The organism is Amycolatopsis sp. NPDC034160, from assembly GCF_055575355.1.
The window spans coordinates 96,128-111,932 of record NZ_JBVISU010000024.1 but is presented as its reverse complement, the minus strand read 5'-3'; the positions used below and the strand labels follow the sequence as shown (position 1 = coordinate 111,932).

The window sequence follows — 15,805 nt, the reverse complement described above, 5'->3', positions numbered from 1 at the left end:
CATGTCCCGTTCATTCAGCTCCACTGCCACCGCGTCTGCGCAGCGTGAGCACCCCCGACGCGACCACGAAGGCCAGCCCCGCGAGGACGTAGCAGTTCCCCAGCCACTGCTGCGCAGTCGTCCACGTCTGGCCCGGCCGGTCGAAGGCGGGGAAATACCGGAACGGGGCGGCGACGAAGATCGTGGCGACGACCGCGGTGACGGCGAGCCATGGCAATGCTCGGCGCCGTCTGAGTACCGCGTAGGCCGCGGTGGTGAACAGCGCCGGGGCGATCCACACCCAGTGATGCGACCACGACGTCGGCGAGATGAGCAGGGCGAACGTCGCGTTCAGCAGCAGCGCGGGCACCACCGCCGAGCGAGACATCGTCAACGTCACCAGGACCAGCAGCACGCCGGTCAGAACGAGCCACCACGGCTTCGCGGCGGCGGAGTCGACCCCGAACCGCGCCAGTACGGCCTGCAGGGTCTGGTTGGTGTGGAACGAGGTACCGCTGATCCCCGACGCTCCGGCGAGCCCGCCGAACCAGTACCGGGCGGAGGCTTCCGGGGCGACCGCGAACGCGAGGGCCGAGGCGGCGACGAAGGTGCCCACGGCGGTCAGCGCGCCGCGGAAGTCCTTGCGCACCAAGAAGAAGAGCAGGAACGCCATCGGCGTCAGTTTCACGGCCGCGGCGAGGCCGACGCCGATGCCCCGGTAGCGGCCCCGCGCCAGCAGGCAGTCGGCCGCGACGAGACCCATCAGCAGCAGGTTGATCTGGCCGAACCCGAGGGTCTGGCGCACCGGTTCGAGGAAGAGCGACGGCGTGATCGCCAGCGCCGCGACGAGCAGCGCCTTCCGTCGATCACCGGACGGCCACAGGCTGCGGATGATCGCGTAGAAGGTGACCCCCAGCGCGGCCAGGCTGAGCGCGAACAGCAGGATGACCGCGCCCGTCCACGGGAGCAGGGTCAGCGGGGTGAGCGGCAGCGCGGCGAACGGCGGGTAGATGAACAGCAGCGGGATGCCGGCGTCGGAAAGCGGCAGGGCGCCGTAGAGATCGCCGCCCTTCCACAGGGTGTCGACGCCGAAGCGGTAGATCTCGAGGTCGCTGTGGGAATCGCCCGCCGTCGCCCACACCACGGCACAGGCCATCGCCAGTGCGGCGAACACGCCGAGCGACCACGGGGCCCGGCCGCGCGACGTGCCGGGAAGCATCGTGTGGTGGCCCCTTCGACGGCGGTGAGTGCCCCCGGACTGTACCGAGGGGGCCGAGAGGCAACTTCCGTCGGCTGCGACGACCTCGCGTATTGGTCTAGACTTTTCCATCCCAGTGTGGTGAAAGGGACCGGTCCATGCGCGGAACGACGGTGTTGCCGAGGACGCCCTGCCTGCAGCCGAAGGCGGGGGAATTGCCACTGCACCGGCTGGAGGTCCGCGCGCCGGACGCCCTGCCGTTCGCGGTCGGCACCTTCGACGCGATCGGCCCGATGTCGCGGGCGTCTTTCCCGCACCGGCACACTTTCTACGAAATCGTCCACCTCGTCGGCGGAACGGGTGACCACGTCGTCGATTTCACGCGCTGGGAAGTGCGGCCGCCCCAACTCGCGGTCATAGCACCGGGGCAGGTGCATCATTGGGATGCCCGCGATCTCAAGGGATATGTCGTCTTGTTCACCGACGATTTCCTGCTCGACCATCCGGCGGATCGAGAAACCTTGCGACGGCTGAGTCAGCAGCCGTGGCAGCTCGACGATCGCGCGGCGGAGGAGACGGCGCGGCTGGTCACCGAACTGGACGAGGAATTCCGCTGTGGTGGCCAGGGAACCGATTCGGTGCTGCGGGCACTGATGCACGTCCTGATCGTGCGGGCGGGGCGGCTTCCCGGTCTGTCCGACGCGCGCCCGCCTGCACGGGCACAGGCGGTGGGAACGGAATTCGCCCGGCTGCTCGGCAGACCCGATCTCGGCCTGTGGTCGGTCGGCGCACTCGCGGAACGCATCGGCGTCACCCCGGGATACCTGACGGACGCGGTGAAAACGGCGACCGGCCGGACGGCGGCGCAATTGATGCGCGAGGCGAGGACTCGGGAGGCCAAACGATTCCTGCTCGGCACCGACCTCTCCGTGCGGCAGGTGGCCAGCCGGGTCGGTTTCGCGGATCCCGCGTATTTCTGCCGGTTCTTCCGGCGGGAAACGGGATTGAGCCCCGGCGACTATCGCCGAACAGGGGACGCGGCCCCGGAGATTCACCACGACTGACCAGATCAGTCCATCGTCCGCAGCTGATCTTCTCCATACCGTCGAGGGTGATTCCCGAAGCCCCCACGAGGAGCAGGTATGGACGAAGAGAACAAGCTCAGCCGGAAGACGGTACTGCGGGCGGCGCTCGCCGCGGGGGTCGCGGCCCCGGTCGCGCTCATCGGCGGCCCCGCGCTCGCGCGCACCACTGTCGCGAACGGCAAGGCACCCGAGCTGACCCCGGCCTGTGACGACGGTGACGACCCGACCCCGCCGCAGACCGAAGGTCCTTATTTCAAGCCGAATTCCCCACAGCGCACCTCGCTCGTCACGTCGGGCACGCCCGGCACCAGGCTCACCGTGTCCGGCTACGTCTTCGGTCTCGGTTGCCTGCCGATCGCGCGGGCGCTGCTGGACTTCTGGCAGGCGGACGTCAACGGCGCCTACGACAACGTGGGGTACACCTTCCGCGGTCACCAGTTCACCAACGAGCAGGGCGCGTTCACGTTGAGCACGATCGTGCCCGGGCTGTACCCCGGCCGGACGCGGCACATCCACGTCAAGGTGCAGGCCCCCGGTCGGCCGGTGCTGACCACGCAGCTCTACTTCCCCAACGAGCCGCGCAACAACACCGACTCGATCTTCGACCCGCGGCTGCTGATGACCGTGCGGGACGCGGGTTCGGCCAAGGAGGCCGCGTTCGACTTCGTGTTGAACGTGCCGCAGACGCCGACGTCGACCTCCCGGCCGACCAGTACGACGCCGACGACGGCGACTTCGACCTCCAACCCGCCCGGCGGGACGACCTGGGCGGCGGGAACCGGCTATTCCGCGGGCGCCCGGGTCACCTACAGCGGTCGCGGTTATGTGTGCTTGCAGGGGCACACGGCCCAGCGTGGCTGGGAGCCGCCGTCCACACCCGCGTTGTGGCGCGCGGAGTGAGGAACGGCCGCTGAGGAGGGAGATAAACGCGGGTGGACTCCCGCCGCCGGGACCCACACCCCGGCGGTGGGGTCCACCCGCCCTCGGGGTGGGGTTTTCCCCCGTACGAAGTCGGAGTCCTGCTACAGCGCGCCGCACCCGCTCCGCGACCGATGATCGTCTTCGACATCGGAGCGAAGGGGTGAACGGTATGGCAGACGGCCGGAAGCGGTGGGGTAGACGAGGATTGGTGGCGGCCGCGGTGGTGGCCACGGGAGCGGTGCTCGCTCCCGCGGCGAGCCCGGCGGTCGCGGAGGAGGCGGCCACGTCCTGGCAGGACCCGGTGCGGTCGCTGGACCGGGCGGCACATCCGCTGCGTTCGACCGAACCCGGCCGGAACACCGCCGACCTGCGGGCTCTGGGCGGGATGATCGGCGCGGCGAAGGTGGTCGGCCTCGGCGAGGCGACCCACGGCTCCCACGAGTTCTTCACCATGAAGGAGCGGGTGTTCCGCTACCTCGTCGAGGAGAAGGGGTTCCGGGCCTTCGCGCTGGAGCTGAGCTGGTCCGCGGGCCTGGAGATCGACGAGTTCGTCCAGACCGGCAAGGGCGACGCGCGGGAGCTGGCGAAGCGGACGCTGGCCGGTTCTCCCTGGGATCGCGAGGAGTTCGTCAGCCTGATCCGGTGGATGCGCGACCACAACCGCGCCCACCCCGGCCGCACCGTGCATTTCGTCGGCGACGATCTCGGCGCGCCTTCGGTGAACGACGCTTTCTTCGCCAGGATCACCGACTACGTGCGGCGGCACCATCCGGCGGAGCTGCCCCGGCTGGACCGGCTCTACACCGGTCTGCGCCCGATCGACGACGCGTTCGCCTACCTGCGCAAACCGCTCGATGAGCGGCTGCGGCTCGCGACGCAGGCGGAGCAGGCCTACGAGCTGATCAAGGGCCTTCGCGGCGCGGAAGACCGAGACTGGGCGGAGCAGCACGCCCGGTTCGTCGCGCAGACCGCCCGGTTCCTCGCCGTCGACCTCACGGACCCGAAGGGGCTGCCCACCGCGCAGATCCTGCGTGACCGGGCGATGGCGGAGAACGTCGCCTGGTGGCAGCGCCGGACCGGGCACAAGATCCTGCTCTCCGCGCACAACGGCCACGTCTCCTACGTCACCGACAATCCCGGGCTGTACCCGAAGACGCAGGGTGCCTTCCTGCGCGAAACGCTGGGCTGGGACTACCTGCCGATCGGGTTCAGCTTCGACCGGGGTTCCTTCCTGTCCAAGGACAAGGCGCTCGAAGGCGACTGGAAGCGCTTCTCCGTCCCCGCCGCGCCGCCCGGATCGAACGAGCACGCCCTGGACCAGGTCCGGTTCGAGGACTTCTACCTCGACGTCCGCACCGCTCCGCCGTCCGCGAGGAGCTGGCTGGACACCGCCCGCCCCACGCGCACCATCGGCACGCAGTTCCCCGTCGATCCCGCCGCCATCTCGCTCGGGCGCTCCTACGACGTCGTCATCCACCTGCACGACGTCCGTCAGGCCGACCTGAGAAGGTAGTGACCTCGCTCTTGTCCCAGTACCCCCAGCGGAGGAAAACCCTGATGTTCAAACGGATGCTCAGCGCTTTCGGTGTCGGCGGCCCGTCCGTCGACACCGTGCTCGACTCGCCGCACGCCACTCCCGGCGAGGTGATCACCGGCCAGGTCCGCATCCAGGGCGGGTCGAGCGACGCCCAGATCGAGGAGATCCTGCTTTCGCTGGTCACCCGGGTCGAGGTCGAACACGGCGACCACGAGCGCGCCGGGACCGCCGAGTTCCTGCGGGTCAGCGCGGGCCACAAGGTGAAGGTGACCGCGGGGCAACTGACCACGGTGCCGTTCCGGATCGCCTTGCCGTGGGAGACACCGATCAGCGCGGTCGGCGGCCGTGAACTGCCGGGCATGGTCGTCGGCGTGCGGACCGAACTCGTCATCGCCGGCGCGCCGGACAAGGGCGATCTCGACCCGGTGCTGGTCGGCCCGCTGGACTCGCAGGATCGGGTACTGGACGCCTTCGGCGAGCTGGGTTTCTCCTTCCGCAGCGCCGACGTCGAAGCCGGGCGGCTGCACGGTGTCCGGCAGGAACTCGGCTTCTTCCAGGAGATCGAATTCTTCCCGCCGTCGCGCTACGCGGGCCGGGTCAGCCAGGTGGAGCTGACCTTCGTCGCGAGCCCGGACGACCTCGTGGTGATTCTGGAGGCGGACAAGCGCGGTGGCATGTTCCGCTCCGGCGGTGACTCCTTCGGCCGGTTCCACGTCTCGCACGAGGAGGCCCTGCGCACCGACTGGGCCGCGGCGATCGACGGGTGGCTGGCCAAGGTCGCCGAATCCGGTGGCGGGCATGCCATGTTCGGCGGGCACCAGGAGCATTACGGCCACGACTACGACCACCACGGCCAGCACGGTCACCATGGCAGGCGTGGTCCGGGGATGGGCGGCATGGTCGCCGGTGCCGCGGCCGGGGTGGTCGGCGGGATGATCCTCGGCGAGGTCATGGAGGACGCCTTCGACGGCGGCGAGGAGGAGTGACCGCCTTGTGAGTGGTAATGACGGTTAGAACCGTCATTACCACTCACGAGAGAGACTGGGCTCAGGTGTACCAGGTGGGTTCCGGGAGCTCGTGGAGCAGCGCGTAGGCGCCGACCTCGCGGCGTTTGTAGGCCACCGGGTCGTGCAGCGAATGCGTGCGCAGGTTTCGCCAGAACCGGTCGAGGCCGTATTTCGTCGCACTCGCGCGGGCGCCGGTCAGCTCGAAGACCTTCGTGCCGATTTCGAGTCCGGTGTCGATCACGCGCTGTTTGGCGGCGGCGATCAGGACCGCGATCTCGCCGCGCGCTTCGGGCGTGAGCTCTCCGCGTGGCGCGTGCAGCACGGCCGAGATCGCCGACCCCGCCTTGTCCACCAGCGCTTCGGCTGCCCACAGTTTCGACTGGAGATCGCCGTAGCCGTCGAGGATGTACCACTCTTCGCCGGAAGACGTCTTGTTGTCGCCGCCGTACGGCCACGCGCGGGTGTGCTCGCGCGTGTACGCCAGCGCGGTTTCCAGCGCACCGTGGGCGATGCCGAGGTAGAAGTTCGCGAACACCAGCTGGATCGCCGGGACGTTGAGCGTGTTGTAGGTCAGCGGGTGGAACTTCTTGTCGACGTAACCCGCCGCGCCCGCCCACGGGACGCGCACGCCGGTGATGGTCACACTGCCCGACTCGGTGAGCCGCTGGCCGATGTTGTCCCAGTCGTCATGGAAGACGATACCGTCCTGTTCGGACGGAACGATGGCGAAGATGTGGTCCTCGGTGCCCTCGAGAACGCCTTCGAGCACGGTCAGATCGGAGACCTTGCCGCCGGTGGAGAACGACTTGTGTCCATTGTAGACGATCTCGTCGCCGTCATCGGTGATCTTCAGGTCGGAATCGCGGGGGTTGACCGCGCCGCCGAAGAAGAAATTGTCACGCGTGTACAATTCTTCGACCGCGGCGATCTGCTCGTCGGTCGCCACCAGGCGGGCGGCCCAGGCCCAGAGGTAGTGATAGCCCAGCAACTGGCCGATGGAGCCGTCGCCGCGGGCGACCTCGCGGGTGACACGGTAGGCGGTTTCCCAGCTCTGCCCGCCACCGCCGTGTTCGACCGGGCCGAGCAGGGTCACCAGGCCGGAATCCTTGAGCAGCTGGACTTCCGCATAGGGAGTTTCGTTCTTCCGGTCGCGCTCGGCCGCGTCCACCGCGAGTTTCGTGGCGACGTCCTTCGCGATGGTCAGCCATTCCGTGGCGGACCGGACCCGGTTCTCGGTCGTGGTCATACTTCGATTCCGTTCTGTGCGTGGGCGAACGGGAATTCCGGGCAGGGCGGAGCGCCCGGAATTCCCGGGTGATTCTCAAAGCGAGCGCGGAGACTGCCTCAGGCCGGACAGAGAGTGCCTTCCATGCGTCCGAGTAGAGCAGTGGCACTACGGGGTGTCAACGAACGTCCGCGCTCTGAGATCGTGGCCGCCCACGGTCTGGTCAAGCGAGTTGCAGCTCCCGGAAATCGGCGTACCGGCCGCCCCGGCGCAACAGTTCGTCGTGGTGGCCTTCCTCCACGATCCGGCCGCCGTCCAGGAAGACCACGTGATCGGCGCGCTGGACGGTCCGCAGCCGGTGCGCCACCATGACCACGGTCCGGCCTGCCATCAGTCGTTCGATTCCCTCGTGGACGGCGGCCTCGTTCACCGGATCCAGTGCGGAGGTCACCTCGTCGAGGAGCACGATCGGCGCGTCCTTCAGCAGCGCCCGCGCGATCGAGACCCGCTGGCGTTCCCCGCCCGACAGCAGCGCGCCGCCCTCGCCGACGTTCGCCGACCAGCCGCCGGGCAGCCGTTCGATCACCTCGTCGAGCCGTGCCGCCGTCGCCGCGGCCCGCACCTCGGCATCGTCGGCGTCCGGGCGGCCGAGCCGGACGTTTTCTTCGATCGTGCCGTCGAAAAGGTAGACGTCCTGGAACACGATCGCGATCCGCGAGATCAAGTCCTCGGTGCTGATCGCGCGGACGTCGACCCCGCCGACGCGGACCGTGCCCGAATCCACGTCGTAGAACCGCGCGAGCAGTTGCAGCACCGTGCTCTTCCCCGCGCCGGACGGACCGACGACGGCGAGCCGTTGTCCTTCGTGGACGGACAACGTCAGACCGTCGAGCACCGTGCGGTCGCCGTGGGCGAAGACGGCCGAGGAGAATTCCAGATCGTGCCGCTCCGGCCGGACCGGGTTCAGCGGTTCCGGCAGCGGTTCGGTCCGCAGCACCGCGTCGAGTCTCGCCAGTACCGAACGCGCGCCGCGCACCTTGCCGCCGATATCCGACAACGAGAGCAGCGGATCCGCGCAGCGCGCCGCCAGCACGAGGATCGCCAGCACCTCGGCCGCCCCGATCTCCCCGCCGAGTGCGAGAAAAGTGCCCATTACCAAGAGAATCGTGAACATCGCCTGAACCGTGAAGGCCAGCCCTACGACGCCGGGCAGCGCCGACAACGTGGCTCGACGGTTCGCCGGCTGAAGGTCACGGAGCGAGTCGTCGAGCAGCCGGAACCGTTCCGCGGTCCGGCCGCCCGCCCGCAGCACCGGTTGTGCCTGCAGATACTCGATGACCCGTCCGGTGGCCTCGTGTCCGCGTTCGGTGCCTTCCTCGTCGGCGGCGGCCATCGAACGGCCGGTCCAGACTTGGATCGCCGCCACGACCGGGACGGCGATCAGCGCGGCCAGTCCCAGTTGCCAGTGGAAGACGAGGATCACGAACACGATGGTCAGCGGACTGACGCAGGCGGTGATGAACGGCGCCAGCAGATGCGCGATCACCCCCATCGACTGCAGGACACCCGGTCCGGCCAGTACCGACACCTCGCCGACCCGGTTCTTGCTGTACCAGCCGATCGGCAGCCGGGCGAGATGGTCACCGAGCCGGTGATACATCCCCCGCAGCAACGTCGTACCCGCCCGGAAACCGGAGAGATCGCTGCGATAGCGCAGGATCGCGAACACCGAGACGGCCGCGCCGAACGCGATCAGCCACGGCAGCGCGTCGCCGGGAGTGCTCCCGAACAGCGTGCGCAGCAAAGGAACCAGCAAGGCGTAGGACAGGCCTTCGACGATCGAGGTCGTCGTCATCAGCGCGACGGTGCGCCGCACCGGCGGGGCGTACTCGGGCCCCAGTACCCGCAGCAACATGCGGATCATCGGGATTCTCCCTGGGTTTCGGCCGGGCGGTTGGCGTACCAGAAGGCGGCGAACTTCCCGTCGCGTGCCAGTAGTTCCGCTGGTGTACCGCGTTCGGCGACCGTGCCGTTCTCCAGCAGCACGACGGTGTCGGCGTCGACGACCGTTTCGAGGCGGTGTGCGATGACCAGGATCGTCCGGTCGCCCCGTGACGCCGTCAATGCCCGGCGCACGGCGAGTTCCGTTCGCGGATCGGCGAAGGCGGTGGCCTCGTCGAGCACCAGAACCGGTGTGTCGGCGAGCAGCGCGCGGGCCAGCGAGATCCGTTGGGCCTCGCCACCCGACAGCCCGGTCTCCTCCTGGAGCACCGTTTCGTAGCCACGCGGAAGTTCCAGGATCCGGTCGTGGATGTTCGCCTGGCGGGCGGCGCGGACGACGTCGTCGAGGTCGGCGTGCGGAACCGCCAGCGCGATGGTGTCCGCGACCGACGCGCGCAACAGACGGACGTCCTGGAACACGAAGGAGACCTTGCGGTACAGCTCCCGGCTGCCGATCTCACGCAGGTCGGCCCCGCCCAGCAGGACCGAACCGTGGGTGGGATCGAAAAACCGCGGCAGCAAAGCGACCAAAGTGGACTTCCCGCTGCCCGACGGCCCGACGAGGGCGGTGACCGTTCCCGGTTCGAGTACCAGGTCGATCCCGCGCAGGATCTCGTGACCGGCTTCGTAGCCGAACCGGACGTCACGCAGTTCCACACGATGCCCCTTTGGCGTGACCGGGTTCGACGGCTCCGGCAGTGCCGGAACCCCGAGCACGTCCCGGATCCGGCCGACCGCCCGTCGCGCCGCCTGCAGCTCGTCGAAGCCGTGGCCGAGTGCCGCCACCGGCGCGGTCAGCCCGAGCCCGAGTACCAGGAACGGCAGGAGATCGGCCGCTGCCAGGCCACCGCCGGTGATCAGGACCGTGCCCCCGATCAGCACCACCAGCAGGACGAACGGTGGCGACAACGCCAGCTGCATTCCGGCCGCCGGTCCCGCCATACCGCGCACCCAGCGGGTGAAGGTGGCGACGAAGTCGTCCGCGGCGGTGCGGAATCTGCGGTGGGCGCGCCCGGCGCCACCGAACGCCTTGACCACCGCGATGCCCTGCACGAATTCGACGACCGAACTCGAGATCCCCGCCATCCCGCGGTCGAACTCCTCCTGCTCGCGCAGCCGGGAGGGCGTCATCATCAGCGGGATCAGCCCCACCGCCAGCAGCACCGGGATCAGCGTGATCAGGGTGAGCCGCCAGTCGACGGTGAGCAGGTAGGCCAGGGACACCAGCGGAACGACGAAGGCGGAGACGAGCTCGCCGGGGGTGTGGGCGATGAACGGGTGCGCCGCGCCGACGTCCTCGCCGACGACCTTGGCCAGTTCACCGGTCCGGCGGCCGGAGAACCAGCCGATCGGCACGCGCCCCAGTCGCTGCGCCAGCAGACGGCGGAAGGTGAGCTGGACCCGGCCGTCGAGCAGATGCCCGATTCCGGACGATCCCGCGGTGAACAGCAGCCGGACGAACAATCCGCCCGCGCCCACGAACACCGCGGTCCAGACGCGGCCTTCGTCGACCGGACCGGACGCGAGCAGCGTCCGGCCCAGTTCGACGACCGCCAGCAACGGTGCCAACCCCGCGATGGCGCCGATGACCTGAAGGACCACGAGAGCGGCGAAACTCCCGGTATAGGGGCGCAGCAGCCGGGCCAGGGTGGGCGCCCGTACGGCGGTCGTCATCACTCGGCCAGGGCGCGGCGCAGGGCGACGCCCAGTTCGGTGAGCTGACGGCGTGACACGTCGGCGGTCAGGATCGCCTGCGACCCGTGGAAGGTGCCGGACCACTGATGCAGTTCGACCGACACGCCGGACCGCAGCATCCGGACCGCGTAGTCGATGTCCTCGTCGCGGTTGGGGCAGAACTCGGCGGTGGCCACATAGGCGGGCGGAAGTCCGGACAGATCGGTGGCGCGCGCGGGGGCGGCGTACGGCGAAGAGGCGGGCTGTCCGGCCAGGTAGTGCCGCCACATCGCGGACACCTTTTCGCGGTTCATCCAGGGCGTGTCGGTGGAGGAACGCGCCGACCAGGTCTCCTGCCGGTCGTCGAGGCCGGGCTGATTGAGCAGCTGAAAGCGGATGGACGGACCTTGTTCGTCGCGGGCCCGCAACGCCGTCGCCGCCGCGAGCCCACCGCCGGCGCTGTGCCCGCCGACCGCGATCCGGTCCGGGGCGACGCCGAGTTCCGCGGCGTTCTCGGACGCCCAGCTCAGCACGGTGTAGACGTCGTCGAGCGCGGCGGGGAACGGATTCTCGGGGGCGAGGCGGTAGTCCACCGAGATCACCACCGCGCCGGAGCTTTCGGCGAGGCGGGCCGCCCACGGGTGTTCGGTCTCGAGATCGCCCATGACCCAGCCGCCGCCGTGCATCCAGACGATGGCGCCTTGTGCCTCATGCGGACGGTAGACGCGGATCGCGACGTCCGGATCGCCGGGCACCGTCCGGTCCTCGACGGTCATCGCGGAAGTGTCCGGTTCCGGCACCGACGCGGCGAGCTTGGCGAAGTTCACGCGTTCGGTGATCGGGTCGTCGAGCTTGGCGGGAGGGAACAGGGCGACGAAGGCTTCCAATTCGGGATCCATGACGACGATTCTTCCGGCTTCCGGTCCCGACGTCGGCCGCCAACCGTCGCGCTTGATCGCCAGCTCGCGCGACGATCGCCGCGTACGCTCGCCCTCATGGAGGCACTGGCGGCGCGGTTGTCGCATCTGGATTCCGACGTCGAAGGCGTGATCCGGGTCGTGATGTTCTACGACACCCTGATGCGGCGGCGGGTCGACCTCCCCGCGCTCGCCCGCGCCACGGCGGGTCTCGCGGCATGCGTCGTGGGCATCCGGCTCCACGGCACGGGACGCACGATCCGCATGGGGCCCGATGGCCGGGAAGCCGCCGCCCCGCCCGCGCCCGCATCCACCACGATGGCGATCACCCTCGACGACGAGGAGATCGGCACGGTGTGGCTGGAACGCGGGGAAGCGCCCGGCGCACTCGACGACGCGGTGCTGGAGCGACTCGCGATCGCCGTGGCGACCGTCGTCGAACGCTACGGTCCGGCACGCACCACCATGGCCGATCCCGCGCTCGTGGAACTCGTGCTCAGCTCCACCACCGACGACGCCGCCAGGAACCGGGCCTTGCGCCTGCTGGGTTTTCCCGCCGACGCGCCGATACAGGTGGTCGCCGTCCGGTCGAGTGTCCCGCTCGAAAAGATCGGCGGCCTGATCTGCCCGGGCCGCCCGGTCAAGGCGGCGCCGCTCACGGACGCCGGCATCATCCTGGCGGCCACCGTGGACGCGACCCGGTTGCCGGACGGCGTACGCGCGGGAATCGGCGCCGCCGGCTGCCCGCATCGGTCCTGGCAGGACGCCAGGACCGCGCTGCGCTTCACGACCGCGCGCCGTCCGGTGGTCCGCTACGCCGACCTTGGTGCGCTGGCGCTGCTTGCGCGGATCCCCGAAGCGGACACGCGGGCCAACGCCGACGTCATCGCGATCGCTGAGCTGGCAGCGGATCCGGAGGATCTGCGGACCCTGGACGCCTACTGCGCCACGGGTTCCGTGCGTCAGGCCGCCGACTCGCTGCACCTGCACCACAGCAGCGTCGCGCGACGGCTCACGCAAATCGGGAAGAACCTGGGCATCGAACTGAACGAGCCCAGCGGCCTGACGCGGGCCCGGCTCGCGCTCACCGCCTGGCGGCTTCTCGACGACTGAAGGCGCGGGTGGCCGTGAGTGGCGATCCGGCGGTGAAGTACATGATGGCCCCCTTCCTTGCGCCTAGGTACAGGAAGGGGGCCTTCATGTACTGGAGCGGCACCTGGTGGGGAAATCACGAGCACAGGAAAGGACGGAGTCATTTGTCAATTGACACTCAACCTGGGGGCGATTGACGCGATAATGTGGCGGTCTGCGCCGATGTCGGCGTCGGCGTCACGGACCTTGGGAGGGGGCCAGTGGTACTACCGGCACAGGCTCTCGACCGCACGATCGTCGTGGTGGACGTCGCGGGGTTCACCGCCCCGGACCGGTACCTCCCCGATCGGCTGGCCGTCCGTCAAGGCATGTATGAGCTGCTGAAGACCGCTTTCGCCGAAAGCGACGTCGACTTCGATTCCTGTGCGCGGGGGGATCGCGGCGACGGCGCGCTGATCCTGCTGCCGCCCGGAACGACCAAAAGCGTTGTCGCCGACCGGTTACCCGATCGCATCGCGGTCGCCCTCCGCCGGTACAACCACACCCGGACGCCGCGGGCGCAGATCCGCCTTCGGGTCAGTCTCAACTCCGGCGAGGTGCTCAACGACGGGAACGGGTGGGTCGGCGAGGCGGTCGACACCGCGTTCCGCATCCTGGACGCGCAACCGGTGAAGGACGCGTTCGCGGAATCCGGCCGGATGCTCGCCTTCATCTCTTCGGAGCGCTTCTTCGCCGACGTCATCGAGCGGGATCCAGGTCTGCTGCCGGAGTCGTACAGTCCGATACCGGTTTCGGTGAAGACTTTCACCGGAATGGCTTATTTACGGCTGCTCGGTGAAGTCGCCGTGCCGGCGGTGAAACCGTCCACTTTCGTGCCGGAACCCATCGGCGACTCGTTTCTCGCGGACGTGAACAGCGCCGTTCTCGATTTGATTCCACGCAAGGATCTCGCGGGCCTGCACCACCATCTGACCCGGATGGAGGTCCCCCAGTTGGCGGTGATGATGAGCCGCGCGCTCGGTCCGGCGGTCCCGTTGCCCCGGCTGGACGGCATCACCGACGCGTGGAGCGCCTTTCACCTGCTCACCGACTTCAACGCGGGTCCGGACGGGATCCCGCCCGCTGTAACGTTTTTGCGTCTGCTGGCCGAGAGCGCCGAAGGTGAGCCGGGTGCCATGATCGCCGGCTGGATCGCCGACCAGGCACGATCCCTGCGCCTCGGCCCCGCGCTCGGGTACCAGCGGCAGAACCGGCCACCCCTTCCCGAGCGTCCGCATTTGCATTTGATGATCATGCTCGAACCGGTTTCTGCGGATCCGACGCGGTGCACTCTCGCATTTTGGCGTCAGGACGACCCGGAAGTGTGGCCGCCGCCGCTGGGCGGGGTCCGCGAAATCGGAATAGACGAGGTCGAGTTCAGGGTCGACGACGTCATCCTGGAGACTGAGGGCGTCTGGTCGGGCCAGAGTGTGTCCGCGTCGGTGGAATTCCTGCTGCCACGGACGTTGATCAATTTGCCCGTGCAGCGGTGGGCCAAGGAACATGAGACCGGTCAGCCCCAGCCGCTGCGTTACGGGTACCGGTTGGGAATACGGTCTTTGGAGAGGATGCGGGCGAGGCATTGGCATCGCGCATGGCACGTTCGCTGGGACTCGATGGTGAAGGATCCTTCCCCCGATCGCCTGCACTATTCCGGGTGCGCGGAGTTCGACGATCACCCGATCGACGCGATACTGAGCGACGATCACTGGGTCGGGCTCGTCTTGGCGAAACCGCCGTCGCCCCAAGCGGAACCGGGCGGCGGGCCGGACGAGCTGACGAGCGCGCTCCGCAGTGGATTGCCGGTGGTGCTGTGGCATCCGGACGCCGAGCCCGACAGCCTGCGCGAGTTGCTGGACTGGGTATTGGCCGCCGAGGCCGGTTTTATCGAACTTCCGGATCGCCGCAAACTGGCGAATTCCGGTGCGGCGGTACCGTTCAAGAATTCGCTGGCTCACGACCTGGTGGTAATGTGGGACGACCCGAAACGCGTAATCGTTCTGGACCAGCCGTTGATCCCGACTCGACAGTAAGGGGATGCCGCGGATGAGCGTGAACGACCAGGACGCGGCCGTGGAGGGTCGGATGCCGCGGCTCGATGCACCCGATTGGTGGATTTATCGGGGCACCGGCAGGCCCATCCACGACATCGATCTCGCGCAACTGCTGCCCGCGCCGCCGCCCTGGCGTTCCTATCGCGGTGACCCGCCGCCGGAGAACGATGTCCCGCCGCCGGACGACGGCGAGGCGGAGCGCCGTCTCGGCACCGCGTTCACCTTTTCCGAGCGGGACACCGACGCGGAAGAACTGAACATGGTCAACGCCGCCCTTTATCTGCGGCGTCCGTTGCTGGTCACCGGGAATCCGGGGACCGGGAAGTCCAGCCTCGCCTACCGGATCGCCAGGGAACTCGGCCTCGGCCGGGTGCTGCGCTGGGCGATCACCAGTCATACGTCGTTGAGTTCCGGGCTGTACGGCTACGACGCGATCGGCCGGGTCCAGGCCGCGGCGACCAGCCAGGCCCAGCGCGGCGGTGAGGCCGAAGAGCCGCCGATCGGTGATTTCGTCCGGCTCGGCCCGCTCGGCACCGCGTTCCTGCCCAGCAGGCTGCCCCGCGTGCTCTTGATCGACGAACTGGACAAATCCGAGGCGGATCTGCCGAACGATCTGCTGTCGATCTTCGAGGACGGCGAATTCTCCATCGAGGAATTGGCCCGCGTGCGCAACCGGCATCCCGAAGTCGTCGTGCACACCGCCGATCCGCAGCGCACCGCCGTCGTCCGTGACGGCCGGATCGCTTGCCACGCCTTCCCGGTCATCGTCATGACCAGCAACGGGGAGCGGGAGTTCCCGCCCGCGTTCCTCCGGCGGTGCCTGCAATTGCGGATCGAGAACCCCGGCCACGACCAGCTCGCGGCGATCGTGGCCAGTCATCTGATCGACGAGAACGGCGAACACCGTGACCGGCTCATCCGTGACTTCGCCGAACGGAGCAAGGCGGAGGGCGGTCTCCCCACGGACCGGCTTCTCGATGCCGTCTATCTCGCGACGTCGGGCGCCTACCGGCCGGATCAGGAGGAATGGCCGCGACTGGTGGACGCTCTTTGGCAACGACTGACGGTGCGGTGAC

12 protein-coding genes are annotated in these 15,805 nt (G+C 68.8%); 7 read left to right on the top strand and 5 right to left on the bottom strand.

Features of this window, described 5'->3' with window-relative positions; translation table 11 throughout:
• Nucleotides 1-10 precede the first annotated feature (10 nt).
• On the bottom strand, nt 11-1,198 hold the full coding sequence (locus ACZ54P_RS34195; protein WP_465465736.1) for a glycosyltransferase 87 family protein: 1,188 nt from the start codon (nt 1,196-1,198) through the stop codon (nt 11-13).
• A gap of 137 nt (nt 1,199-1,335) precedes the next feature.
• Here ACZ54P_RS34195 and ACZ54P_RS34190 point away from each other — a divergent pair, with 137 nt between their 5' ends.
• From ACZ54P_RS34190 to ACZ54P_RS34175, 4 genes are all read left to right on the top strand, one after another.
• On the top strand, nt 1,336-2,241 hold the full coding sequence (locus tag ACZ54P_RS34190; RefSeq protein ID WP_465465735.1) for an AraC family transcriptional regulator: 906 nt from the start codon (nt 1,336-1,338) through the stop codon (nt 2,239-2,241).
• Between the two features lie 78 nt (nt 2,242-2,319).
• Nucleotides 2,320-3,162: a dioxygenase family protein gene (locus ACZ54P_RS34185; protein ID WP_465465734.1), complete on the top strand. Its 843-nt coding sequence runs from the start codon at nt 2,320-2,322 to the stop codon at nt 3,160-3,162.
• 190 nt (nt 3,163-3,352) lie between these two features.
• Nucleotides 3,353-4,696 carry an erythromycin esterase family protein gene (locus ACZ54P_RS34180; RefSeq protein WP_465465733.1) on the top strand — a complete coding sequence of 448 codons (1,344 nt, stop codon included), beginning with the start codon at nt 3,353-3,355 and terminating at the stop codon, nt 4,694-4,696.
• Nucleotides 4,697-4,740: 44 nt separating this feature from the next.
• Nucleotides 4,741-5,706: a sporulation protein gene (locus ACZ54P_RS34175; protein WP_465465732.1), complete on the top strand. Its 966-nt coding sequence runs from the start codon at nt 4,741-4,743 to the stop codon at nt 5,704-5,706.
• 61 nt (nt 5,707-5,767) lie between these two features.
• On the opposite strand, the gene ACZ54P_RS34170 is transcribed toward ACZ54P_RS34175, so the two are convergent.
• The 4 genes from ACZ54P_RS34170 to ACZ54P_RS34155 form a co-directional block, all read right to left on the bottom strand.
• Nucleotides 5,768-6,973, bottom strand: a complete 1,206-nt coding sequence (locus tag ACZ54P_RS34170) for an acyl-CoA dehydrogenase family protein (RefSeq protein ID WP_465465731.1) — start codon at nt 6,971-6,973, stop codon at nt 5,768-5,770.
• A 202-nt stretch (nt 6,974-7,175) separates the two neighbouring features.
• A complete protein-coding gene (locus ACZ54P_RS34165; RefSeq protein WP_465465730.1) occupies nt 7,176-8,876 on the bottom strand; it encodes an ABC transporter ATP-binding protein in 1,701 nt (566 codons plus the stop codon).
• Nucleotides 8,873-10,627: an ABC transporter ATP-binding protein gene (locus ACZ54P_RS34160; RefSeq protein ID WP_465465729.1), complete on the bottom strand. Its 1,755-nt coding sequence runs from the start codon at nt 10,625-10,627 to the stop codon at nt 8,873-8,875. Before ACZ54P_RS34160 ends, ACZ54P_RS34165 begins: the two co-directional genes overlap by 4 nt.
• A complete protein-coding gene (locus tag ACZ54P_RS34155; protein ID WP_465465728.1) occupies nt 10,627-11,526 on the bottom strand; it encodes an alpha/beta hydrolase in 900 nt (299 codons plus the stop codon). The genes ACZ54P_RS34160 and ACZ54P_RS34155 overlap by 1 nt, the downstream gene beginning before the upstream one ends.
• 96 nt (nt 11,527-11,622) lie before the next feature.
• On the opposite strand from ACZ54P_RS34155, the gene ACZ54P_RS34150 reads away from it, so the two are divergent.
• The 3 genes from ACZ54P_RS34150 to ACZ54P_RS34140 all read left to right on the top strand — a co-directional run bounded on the left by ACZ54P_RS34150 (nt 11,623) and on the right by ACZ54P_RS34140 (nt 15,804).
• Nucleotides 11,623-12,657 (top strand): helix-turn-helix domain-containing protein, encoded by a 1,035-nt coding sequence (locus ACZ54P_RS34150; RefSeq protein ID WP_465465727.1) that lies wholly within the window; start codon nt 11,623-11,625, stop codon nt 12,655-12,657.
• A gap of 239 nt (nt 12,658-12,896) precedes the next feature.
• Nucleotides 12,897-14,708: a VMAP-C domain-containing protein gene (locus ACZ54P_RS34145; RefSeq protein WP_465465726.1), complete on the top strand. Its 1,812-nt coding sequence runs from the start codon at nt 12,897-12,899 to the stop codon at nt 14,706-14,708.
• A 13-nt stretch (nt 14,709-14,721) separates the two neighbouring features.
• Complete coding sequence (locus ACZ54P_RS34140; protein ID WP_465465725.1) at nt 14,722-15,804, top strand: AAA family ATPase; 1,083 nt, start codon at nt 14,722-14,724, stop codon at nt 15,802-15,804.
• The last annotated feature ends 1 nt before the right edge of the window (nt 15,805 follow it).

Bases quoted from the DNA above. Each gene is read 5' to 3' on its own strand.
- ACZ54P_RS34155 (WP_465465728.1), bottom strand. From the start codon at position 11,526: ATGGATCCCGAATTGGAAGCCTTCGTCGCCCTGTTCCCTCCCGCCAAG.
- ACZ54P_RS34195 (WP_465465736.1), bottom strand. From the start codon at position 1,198: ATGCTTCCCGGCACGTCGCGCGGCCGGGCCCCGTGGTCGCTCGGCGTG.
- ACZ54P_RS34190 (WP_465465735.1), top strand. From the start codon at position 1,336: ATGCGCGGAACGACGGTGTTGCCGAGGACGCCCTGCCTGCAGCCGAAG.
- ACZ54P_RS34150 (WP_465465727.1), top strand. From the start codon at position 11,623: ATGGAGGCACTGGCGGCGCGGTTGTCGCATCTGGATTCCGACGTCGAA.
- ACZ54P_RS34160 (WP_465465729.1), bottom strand. From the start codon at position 10,627: ATGACGACCGCCGTACGGGCGCCCACCCTGGCCCGGCTGCTGCGCCCC.
- ACZ54P_RS34170 (WP_465465731.1), bottom strand. From the start codon at position 6,973: ATGACCACGACCGAGAACCGGGTCCGGTCCGCCACGGAATGGCTGACC.
- ACZ54P_RS34185 (WP_465465734.1), top strand. From the start codon at position 2,320: ATGGACGAAGAGAACAAGCTCAGCCGGAAGACGGTACTGCGGGCGGCG.
- ACZ54P_RS34140 (WP_465465725.1), top strand. From the start codon at position 14,722: ATGAGCGTGAACGACCAGGACGCGGCCGTGGAGGGTCGGATGCCGCGG.
- ACZ54P_RS34165 (WP_465465730.1), bottom strand. From the start codon at position 8,876: ATGATCCGCATGTTGCTGCGGGTACTGGGGCCCGAGTACGCCCCGCCG.
- ACZ54P_RS34180 (WP_465465733.1), top strand. From the start codon at position 3,353: ATGGCAGACGGCCGGAAGCGGTGGGGTAGACGAGGATTGGTGGCGGCC.
- ACZ54P_RS34175 (WP_465465732.1), top strand. From the start codon at position 4,741: ATGTTCAAACGGATGCTCAGCGCTTTCGGTGTCGGCGGCCCGTCCGTC.